Here is a 10,632-nt window from a genome sequence, read left to right on the forward strand (position 1 = left end):
GGGGTGATGGGGGTGGCGGTGGTGTTGACCAGCACCACCGAGGCGACGCTGGGGCAGTGCTTCAGCGCCTCTGCCAGGAACACGGCGTTCTGCTTGATGCCGTTGTTCCAGAGGGTCTCGGCCTCGTGGTGAAGGCCGATCGTGATGCCGATGCGCAGGCCGGCACCCGAGGCGGTGGTCATTGGTTTTCGCGGGGGATGTAGCCCGTCAGGCGCCAGCCTTGGGGTTCGAGGCGGAAGCTGACTTTTTCGAAGACCGTCTTGTCGTTGGTCAGGCGGGTGGCGAAGTCGACGTTGGCGTACAGGCCTGCAGGGATGCCGGTGCTGTCGTCCAGGTAGCGGATGCGGGTCACGCTGGCCCAGTCACGGCGGGCCACGACGCCCACGGTCTGGCGCGAGCGTTGCGTGTTGGCAACGAATTCGGCCTTGGGAAAGCGAGTCTTCACAAACGCAGACGCGGTATCCCAGATCTCTCCCGCCCGGTTCTCATCGATCTGCTTGAGGCTGCTGAGGCCCGCCTGGACGAGTTCGTCGGCGGAGTTGCCGTCCTGCGCCAGGGCGCAGGAACCGGCCAGGGCCAGCGTGCATGCGGCCAGGAAACGGGGGGGAAACGGCTTCATTGGGCACCTTTTGTGAGGAAAACCGCTGTGACAGACAGCGGCGGCGATTCTAGGCGGGGCGTTCGGATCGACGTTCCACAGCGACATCGCCGCGCCTGGATTTGTCGCCAATCGTGAAAGTTTGTGAACTAAATCATCATTTCACGGTTTCCGGTAGACCGAAATGGCTGCAAATGTAAACGGCTGCGTACATTACCGCGTCCATTGTGAACGTCAGGGTAACTACGACCCTGGCTGGGGCGACGAACCGCGGGCGGTCGTTGCCTTCCTCCGCCGTTGATACCGCGCCCGCCCTCTGCGAACCGAGCTCGAAGAATATGAACAAGTCTTACCGAAGTATCTGGAATGAAGCCCTGGGGGCCTGGGTTGCGGCGTCTGAAATCACTTCGGCGAGGGGAAAGAAGAGCACATCGAAGCTGGTTCGAGCGGCAGTCGCAGCGGCGACGCTCATGGCTGTCGCGACGGGGGGACACGCTTCCTATCAGCTCGGCGGCGGGTACGCACCGAACTCGGTGACCAATGCCATCGCCATTGGCAATGGCAATGGCAGCGGCACGTCGGGCAACAACAGTGCGTATGCAATTGCTGATTACTCTCTCGCGATCGGGAACAACGCCCAGGCGAGCTCTCACAGCTCGACGGCAATCGGCTCTGGTGCCAAAGCCTCGGGCAAAGGGGCTTACGCCCTGGGCAACGACGCCAAGGCCAGCGGGACTTCATCGGTCGCGGTAGGGGGCGGGGACGGAACCGGCAACGGTGGCTCGGTCGCGTCGGGCGAGCAGGCCGTGGCCATCGGCCGGGCGACAAATGCCAGCGGAACGAACAGCGTGGCCATCGGCGGCAACCTGACGGTGGATGGCGGCGCGAAGAGCGCCGGCGCCAACGCCGTGGCGATCGGCACGGGAGCCAGCGCCGGCAACGACAACAGCGTCGCGCTTGGTAGTAACAGCGTGACCGCCGCGGCGGTTCCGACTGCCAATGCGACGGTCAACGGGGTTGTGCTGGGCGGGTTTGCCGGCGCCACACCGACCAGTGTCGTGAGCGTTGGTTCGGCGGGCGCTGAGCGCCAGATCACCAATGTGGCGGCGGGCCAGGTGACCTCCACCTCGACCGATGCGATCAATGGCAGCCAGTTGTACTCGGTCGCCAGCACGGTGGGGTCGCTGTCGACCTCCACGTCCTCGGGGCTGAGCACCGCCAACAGCCGCGTCAACAGTCTGTCGACCTCGACGTCGTCAGGGCTGAGTACAACGAACAGCAATGTCAGCAGCCTGTCGACTTCGACATCGAGCGGCATCTCCAGCCTGTCGACCGGCCTGAGCACCACGAACAGCAACGTGAGCAGCCTGTCGACGTCCACGTCGTCCGGCCTGAGCACGACCAACAGCCGCCTCAACAGCCTCTCGACCTCCACATCGACCGGTTTGAGCACGGCGACCAGCGGCATCTCGAGCCTGTCCACGGGCTTGAGTACGGTGAACAGCGAACTGGACAGCCTGTCGACTTCCACGTCGAGTGGTTTGAGTACGGCGACCAGCGGCATTTCCAGCTTGTCGACGGGCCTGAGCACCACGAACAGCAACGTCGCCAGCCTGTCGACATCCACATCGTCGGGCCTGAGCACGGCGAGCAGTCGCATCAACAGCCTGTCGACTTCGACGTCGTCGGGACTGAGCACGGCCACGAGCAGCATCTCGAGCCTGTCGACCGGCCTGAGCACCACGAACAGCAACGTCGGCAGTCTTTCGACCTCCACGTCGACCGGCCTCAGCACGACCAACAGCCGCATCGACAGCCTGTCGACGTCGACGTCGTCGGGCCTCAGCACAGCGACGAGCGGGATCTCCAGCCTGTCCACAGGTCTGAGTACCACGAACAGCAACGTCGGCAGCTTGTCGACGTCCACATCGTCGGGCCTGAGCACCAGCAGCAGCCGCATCGACAGCCTGTCGACGTCGACTTCAAGCGGCCTGAGCACGACCAACAGCAACGTCAGCAGCCTGTCGACTTCGACGTCGTCCGGTTTGAGCACGGCCACCAGCGGCATCTCCAGCCTGTCGACTGGCCTGAGCACCACGAACAGCAACGTCAGCAGCCTGTCGACTTCTACGTCGTCCGGACTGAGCACCAGCAGCAGCCGCATCGACAGCCTTTCGACATCGACGTCGAGCGGTCTGAGCACGGCGACCAGTGGCATCTCGAGTCTGTCGACTGGCCTGAGCACAACGAACAGCAATGTCGGCAGCCTGTCGACCTCCACGTCGTCGGGTCTGAGCACCGCAACCAGCGGCATCTCCAGTCTGTCGACTGGCCTCAGCACAACGAACAGCAACGTCGGCAGCCTCTCGACCTCGACGTCGTCGGGTCTGAGCACGACCAACAGCCGCATCGACAGCCTCTCGACGTCCACGTCGTCTGGCCTGAGCACCGCTACCAGTGGCATCTCCAGCCTCTCCACGGGGTTGAGCACAACGAATAGCAACGTCAGCAGCCTGTCGACATCGACGTCGAGCGGGCTGAGCACGGCGACCAGCGGCATCTCCAGCCTGTCGACTGGCCTGAGCACCACGAACAGCAACGTCAGCAGCCTGTCGACCTCCACGTCGTCCGGATTGAGCACCAGCAGCAGCCGCATCGACAGCCTTTCGACATCGACGTCGAGTGGTCTGAGCACGGCGACCAGTGGCATCTCGAGTCTGTCGACTGGCTTGAGCACGACCAACAGCAACGTCAGCAGCCTGTCGACTTCGACGTCGTCCGGTTTGAGCACGGCGACCAGTGGTATCTCGAGTCTGTCGACGAGCCTGAGCACGACCAACAGCAATGTCAGCAGCCTGTCGACTTCGACGTCGTCCGGTTTGAGCACGGCGACCAGTGGTATCTCGAGTCTGTCGACGGGCCTGAGCACGACCAACAGCAATGTCAGCAGCCTGTCGACGTCGACGTCGTCGGGTCTGAGCACGGCGACCAGCGGAATCTCGAGCCTGTCCACGGGCTTGAGCACGACGAACAGCAATGTGGGCAGCCTGTCAACGTCCACGTCGACTGGCCTGAGCACGACCAACAGCCGCATCGATAGCCTTTCGACGTCCACGTCGAGCGGCCTGAGTACTGCGACCAGTGGAATCTCGAGCCTGTCCACGGGTCTGAGCACGACGAACAGCAACGTCAGCAGCTTGTCGACCTCCACGTCGTCGGGTCTGAGCACCGCGACCAGCGGCATCTCCAGCTTGTCGACGGGCCTGAGCACGACCAACAGCAACGTCAGCAGTCTGTCGACTTCGACCTCGTCCGGCCTGAGCACGGCCACGAGCAGCATCTCCAGCCTGTCCACGGGCTTGAGCACCACGAACAGCAACGTGGGTAGCTTGTCGACCTCGACATCGTCGGGTCTGAGCACGACCAACAGCCGCATCGACAGTCTCTCGACGTCCACGTCGAGCGGCCTGAGCACTGCGACCAGTGGTATATCGAGCCTGTCCACGGGGCTGAGCACGACGAACAGCAACGTGAGCAGCTTGTCGACCTCGACGTCGTCGGGCCTGAGCACTGCCACCAGCGGCATCTCCAGCTTGTCCACGGGCCTGAGCACCACGAACAGCAACGTCAGCAGCTTGTCGACGTCCACGTCGTCCGGTTTGAGTACCGCTGCGAGCGGCATCAACAGTCTGTCGACGGGCCTGAGCACGACCAACAGCAATGTGAGCAGCCTGTCGACGTCCACGTCGTCCGGCCTGAGCACTGCCACGAGCAGCATCGACAGCCTGTCGACGTCTACTTCGAGCGGTCTGAGCACTGCAACCAGCGGTATCTCGAGCCTGTCCACGGGCTTGAGCACCACGAACAGCAACGTGGGCAGCTTGTCGACCTCGACGTCGTCGGGTCTGAGCACGGCCAATAGCCGCATCGACAGCCTCTCGACATCTACGTCGTCGGGCCTGAGCACGGCGACCAGTGGTATCTCCAGCCTGTCCACAGGTCTGAGCACCACGAACAGCAATGTCAGCAGCTTGTCGACCTCGACGTCGAGCGGCTTGAGCACGGCAACCAGCGGCATCTCTAGTCTGTCTACGGGCCTGAGCACAACCAACAGCAACGTGAGCAGCCTGTCGACTTCGACGTCGTCCGGCCTGAGCACCGCGACCAGCGGCATCTCCAGCCTTTCGACCGGTCTCAGCACCACGAACAGCAACGTCAGCAGCCTGTCGACCTCGACGTCGTCGGGCTTGAGTACGGCAACCAGCGGTATCGCGAGCCTGTCCACGGCTCTGAGCAGCACCAACAGCAACCTGGACAGCCTCTCGACTTCCACGTCGAGCGGGTTGAGCACCGCGACCAGCGGCATCTCCAGCTTGTCGACGGGCCTGAGCACGACGAACAGCAACGTCAGCAGTCTGTCGACCTCGACGTCGTCTGGTTTGAGCACTGCCACCAGCGGCATCTCCAGCCTGTCCACGGGTCTGAGCACGACGAACAGCAATGTCAGCAGTCTTTCGACCTCCACGTCGTCCGGCTTAAGCACTGCGACGAGCAGCATCGACAGCCTGTCGACTGGTTTGAGCACGACGAACAGCAACGTCAGCAGCCTCTCGACCTCGACGTCGTCCGGCCTGAGCACGGCGACCAGCGGCATCTCGAGCCTGTCTACGGCTCTGAGCAGCACCAACAGCAACCTGGACAGCCTTTCGACGTCTACGTCGTCGGGCCTGAGCACCGCGACCAGTGGCATCGCCAGCCTGTCGACGGGCTTGAGCACCACGAACAGCAACGTGGGCAGCTTGTCGACTTCGACGTCCAGCGGTTTGAGCACGACCAACAGTCGAATCGATAGCCTTTCGACCTCCACATCGTCGGGCCTGAGCACCGCCACGAGCAGCATCGACAGCCTCTCGACGTCTACGTCGAGCGGTCTGAGCACGGCGACCAGTGGCATCGCCAGCTTGTCCACGGGCCTGAGCACGACCAATAGCAACGTCAGCAGCCTCTCGACCTCGACGTCGTCCGGCCTGAGCACGGCGACCAGCGGCATCTCGAGCCTGTCCACTGGCCTGAGCACGACGAACAGCAATGTGAGCAGCCTGTCGACTTCTACGTCGAGCGGCCTGAGCACAGCGACCAGCGGGATCTCGAGCCTGTCCACGAGCCTGAGCTCGACAAACAGCAATGTCAGCAGCCTGTCGACCTCCACTTCGAGCGGCTTGAGCACAGCCACGAGTGGCATCGACAGCCTTTCGACTGGTCTGAGCACGACCAGCAGCAACGTCAGCAGCCTCTCGACCTCGACGTCGTCCGGCCTGAGCACGGCGACCAGCGGCATCTCGAGCCTGTCTACGGCTCTGAGCAGCACCAACAGCAACCTGGACAGCCTCTCGACTTCCACGTCGAGTGGATTGAGCACCGCGACCAGTGGCATCTCCAGCTTGTCTACTGGCCTGAGCACGACCAACAGCAACGTGAGCAGCCTGTCGACTTCGACATCGTCGGGCCTGAGCACTGCGACCAGTGGCATCGCCAGCCTGTCGACGGGCTTGAGCACCACGAACAGCAGCGTGGGCAGCTTGTCGACCTCGACGTCCAGTGGTTTGAGCACGACCAACAGTCGAATCGATAGCCTTTCGACCTCCACGTCCTCGGGGCTGAGCACGGCGACGAGTGGCATCTCGAGCCTGTCGACCGGGCTGAGCACCACGAACAGCAACGTGAGCAGCCTGTCGACTTCGACTTCGTCGGGTCTGAGCACCGCCACGAGCAGCATCGACAGCCTCTCGACGTCTACTTCGAGCGGTCTGAGTACAGCAACCAGCGGCATCTCGAGCTTGTCGACGGGCCTGAGCACGACGAACAGCAACGTGAGCAGCCTGTCGACTTCTACGTCGAGTGGCCTGAGCACGGCGACCAGCGGGATCTCTAGCCTGTCCACGAGCCTGAGCACGACAAACAGCAATGTCAGCAGCCTGTCGACCTCCACTTCGAGCGGCTTGAGCACAGCCACGAGTGGCATCGACAGCCTGTCGACTGGTCTGAGCACGACCAACAGCAACGTCAGCAGCCTGTCGACTTCCACGTCGTCTGGCCTCAGCACCGCCACGAGCGGCATCTCCAGCCTGTCTACAGGCCTGAGCACCACGAACAGCAATGTGGGCAGCCTGTCGACTTCGACATCGTCGGGTCTGAGCACAGCCAACAGCCGTATCGACAGCCTGTCGACGTCCACGTCGAGCGGCCTCAGCACCACGAACAGCAACCTGGACAGCCTTTCGACCTCGACGTCGAGTGGCTTGAGCACGGCGACCAGCGGCATCTCCAGCTTGTCGACGGGCCTGAGCACGACGAACAGCAACGTGGGCAGCCTGTCGACTTCGACATCGTCGGGTCTGAGCACGGCGACCAGCGGGATCTCCAGCCTGTCCACGGGCCTGAGCACGACGAACAGCAACGTGAGCAGCCTTTCGACCTCGACGTCGTCTGGTTTGAGCACGGCTACGAGCAGCATCGATAGCCTTTCGACTTCGACGTCATCGGGTTTGAGCACGGCGACCAGTGGGATCTCCAGCCTGTCGACCGGTCTGAGCACCACGAACAGCAACGTCAGCAGCCTGTCGACGTCCACGTCGTCGGGCTTGAGCACGGCCACGAGCAGCATTGATAGCCTTTCGACGTCGACGTCGTCGGGTCTGAGCACCGCCACCAGCGGGATCTCCAGCCTGTCTACCGGCCTGAGTACCACGAACAGCAATGTCAGCAGCTTGTCGACCTCGACCTCGTCCGGTCTGAGCACGGCCACGAGCAGCATCGACAGCCTTTCGACTTCGACGTCGTCTGGTTTGAGCACTGCCACCAGCGGTATCTCCAGCCTGTCCACGGGTCTGAGCACGACGAACAGCAACGTGAGCAGCCTGTCGACCTCGACGTCCTCTGGTTTGAGCACCGCGACCAGTGGCATCTCCAGCCTGTCTACCGGCCTCAGCTCCACGAACAGCAACCTAGACAGCCTTTCGACCTCCACGTCGAGCGGTCTGAGCACTGCAACCAGTGGAATTTCGAGCCTGTCGACTTCGACGTCGTCGGGCCTGAGCACGACCAACAGCCGTATCGATAGCCTTTCGACATCCACGTCGAGCGGCCTGAGCACGGCGGCGAGCAACATCGACAGCCTATCGACGTCCACGTCGTCTGGTTTGAGCACTGCCACCAGCGGTATCTCCAGCCTGTCGACTGGCTTGAGCACGACGAACAGCAATGTGAGCAGCCTGTCGACCTCGACGTCGTCCGGTCTGAGCACGGCGACGAGCAGCATCGACAGCCTTTCGACGTCTACGTCCTCTGGTTTGAGCACCGCGACCAGTGGTATCTCCAGCCTGTCCACAGGTCTGAGCACCACGAACAGCAACGTCGGCAGCCTCTCGACCTCGACCTCGTCGGGTCTGAGCACCGCCACCAGCGGCATCTCCAGCCTGTCCACTGGGTTGAGCACGACGAACAGCAACGTCGGCAGCCTCTCGACCTCCACGTCGTCGGGTTTGAGCACGGCGAACAGCAGCATTAGCAGCTTGTCGACGTCTACATCGTCCGGCCTGAGCACGGCCACGAGCAGCATCGACAGCCTGTCGACGGGCTTGAGCACGGCGACCAGTGGCTTCTCGAGCCTGTCCACCGGCCTGAGCACCACCAACAGCAACCTGGACAGCTTGTCGACGTCCACGTCGAGCGGCTTGAGCACGGCCACCAGCGGTATCTCCAGCCTGTCCACGGGTCTGAGCACCACGAACAGCAACGTCGGCAGCTTGTCGACCTCGACTTCGTCTGGCTTGAGCACGACGAACAGCCGTATCGACAGCCTGTCGACGTCCACGTCGTCGGGCTTGAGTACGGCGACCAGTGGCATCGATAGCCTGTCTACCGGCCTGAGCACGACGAACAGCAACGTCAGCAGCCTGTCGACGTCGACATCGTCTGGCTTGAGCACGGCGACGAGCAGCATCGACAGTCTGTCGACTTCGACCTCGTCGGGTCTGAGCACTGCCACCAGCGGCATCTCCAGCCTGTCCACTGGCTTGAGCACGACCAACAGCAACGTCAGCAGCTTGTCGACCTCGACGTCGTCTGGCCTGAGCACCGCGACGAGCAGCATCGACAGCCTCTCCACGTCCACATCGTCGGGTCTGAGCACGGCCACCAGCGGTATCTCGAGCCTGTCCACGGGGCTGAGCACGACGAACAGCAACGTCAGCAGCTTGTCGACCTCGACCTCGTCCGGTCTGAGTACGGCCACGAGCAGCATCGAAAGTCTTTCGACTTCGACGTCGTCTGGTTTGAGCACTGCCACCAGTGGCATCAACAGCCTGTCGACCGGTCTGAGCACGACCAACAGCAATGTGAGCAGCCTGTCGACGTCCACGTCGTCAGGGCTGAGCACGGCGACCAGCGGCATCGCCAGCCTGTCCACCGGCCTGAGCACCACCAATAGCAACCTGGACAGCTTGTCGACATCCACCTCGAGCGGCTTGAGCACGGCAACCAGTGGTATTTCGAGCCTGTCGACTTCGACGTCGTCTGGCTTGAGCACGGCGACGAGCAGCATTGGCAGCCTTTCGACCTCGACGTCGTCTGGTTTGAGTACTGCGACCAGCGGTATCTCCAGCTTGTCTACTGGCCTCAGCTCCACGAACAGCAACCTGGACAGCCTGTCGACGTCCACGTCGAGTGGCTTGAGCACGGCCGCCAGCGGTATCTCGAGCCTGTCTACGGGCCTGAGCACCACGAACAGCAATGTGAGCAGCCTGTCGACCTCCACGTCGTCCGGCTTGAGCACGGCCACGAGCAGCATCAATAGCCTCTCGACCGGCTTGAGCACGGCAACCAGCGGTATCTCCAGTCTGTCGACGGGCCTGAGCACCACGAACAGCAACGTGAGCAGCCTGTCGACGTCCACGTCGAGCGGGCTGAGCACGGTCGCGAGTGGCATCGATAGCCTGTCGACGGGGCTCAGCACGGCGACCAGTGGCATTTCCAGTCTGTCCACTGGCCTGAGCACGACGAACAGCAACCTGGACAGCCTTTCGACCTCGACGTCGAGTGGCTTGAGCACGGCGACCAGCGGCATCTCGAGCCTGTCGACGGGTCTGAGCACGACGAACAGCAATGTGAGCAGCCTGTCGACGTCCACTTCGTCCGGCCTCAGTACCGCCACGAGCGGCATCTCCAGCCTGTCCACGGGCCTGAGCTCGACGAACAGCAATGTCAGCAGTCTTTCGACCTCCACGTCGTCCGGCTTGAGCACTGCGACGAGCAGCATCGACAGCCTGTCGACCGGGTTGAGCACGACCAACAGCAACGTCAGCAGCCTGTCGACGTCCACGTCGAGTGGCCTGAGCACTGCTGCCAGCGGCATCGATAGCTTGTCGACCGGCCTGAGCACCACGAACAGCAACGTGAGCAGCTTGTCGACCTCCACGTCGTCCGGCTTGAGCACTGCGACGAGCAGCATCGACAGTCTGTCGACCGGGCTGAGCACGACGAACAGCAACGTCAGCAGCCTCTCGACCTCGACGTCCTCGGGTTTGAGCACGGCTACGAGTCGCATCGATAGCTTGTCGACCGGCTTGAGCACGACCAACAGCAGTGTCAGCAGCCTCTCGACTTCGACGTCGTCGGGTTTGAGCACTGCGACCAGCGGCATCTCCAGCCTGTCCACGGGCTTGAGCACGACGAACAGCAACGTGAGCAGCTTGTCGACCTCCACGTCGTCTGGCCTGAGCACTGCGACGAGCAGCATCGACAGCCTGTCGACCGGGCTGAGCACGACCAACAGCAACGTCAGCAGTCTCTCGACCTCGACGTCGTCGGGTTTGAGTACGGCAACCAGCGGCATCTCGAGCCTGTCGACGGGCCTGAGCACCACGAACAGCAACGTGAGCAGCTTGTCGACCTCGACGTCGTCTGGCCTGAGCACTGCGACCAGCGGCATCTCCAGCCTGTCCACCGGCTTGAGCACGACGAACAGCAACGTGAGC

The 10,632-nt window shown here is 62.8% G+C and carries 2 protein-coding genes and 1 pseudogene; 1 reads left to right on the top strand and 2 read right to left on the bottom strand.

Going from position 1 to position 10,632, the window contains the following annotated elements; genetic code table 11:
• Together AC07Y4_RS31805 and AC07Y4_RS31810 are read right to left on the bottom strand one after the other, a co-directional pair.
• On the bottom strand, window positions 1–182 hold a 182-nt coding region (locus AC07Y4_RS31805), incomplete at its 3' end, for a DUF2827 family protein (RefSeq protein ID WP_492745976.1).
• Complete coding sequence (locus AC07Y4_RS31810; RefSeq protein WP_495275618.1) at window positions 179–619, bottom strand: DUF4019 domain-containing protein; 441 nt, start codon at window positions 617–619, stop codon at window positions 179–181. The genes AC07Y4_RS31810 and AC07Y4_RS31805, both read right to left, overlap by 4 nt.
• 344 nt (window positions 620–963) lie before the next feature.
• Here AC07Y4_RS31810 and AC07Y4_RS31815 point away from each other — a divergent pair.
• A pseudogene (locus tag AC07Y4_RS31815) lies at window positions 964–10,632 on the top strand (beta strand repeat-containing protein); the annotation flags it as partial.

Source organism: Variovorax sp. GW460-12-1-14-LB1 (assembly GCF_059423605.1).

Coding starts and splice junctions, on each gene's coding strand:
- AC07Y4_RS31810 (WP_495275618.1), bottom strand. CDS start 619: ATGAAGCCGTTTCCCCCCCGTTTCCTGGCCGCATGCACGCTGGCCCTG.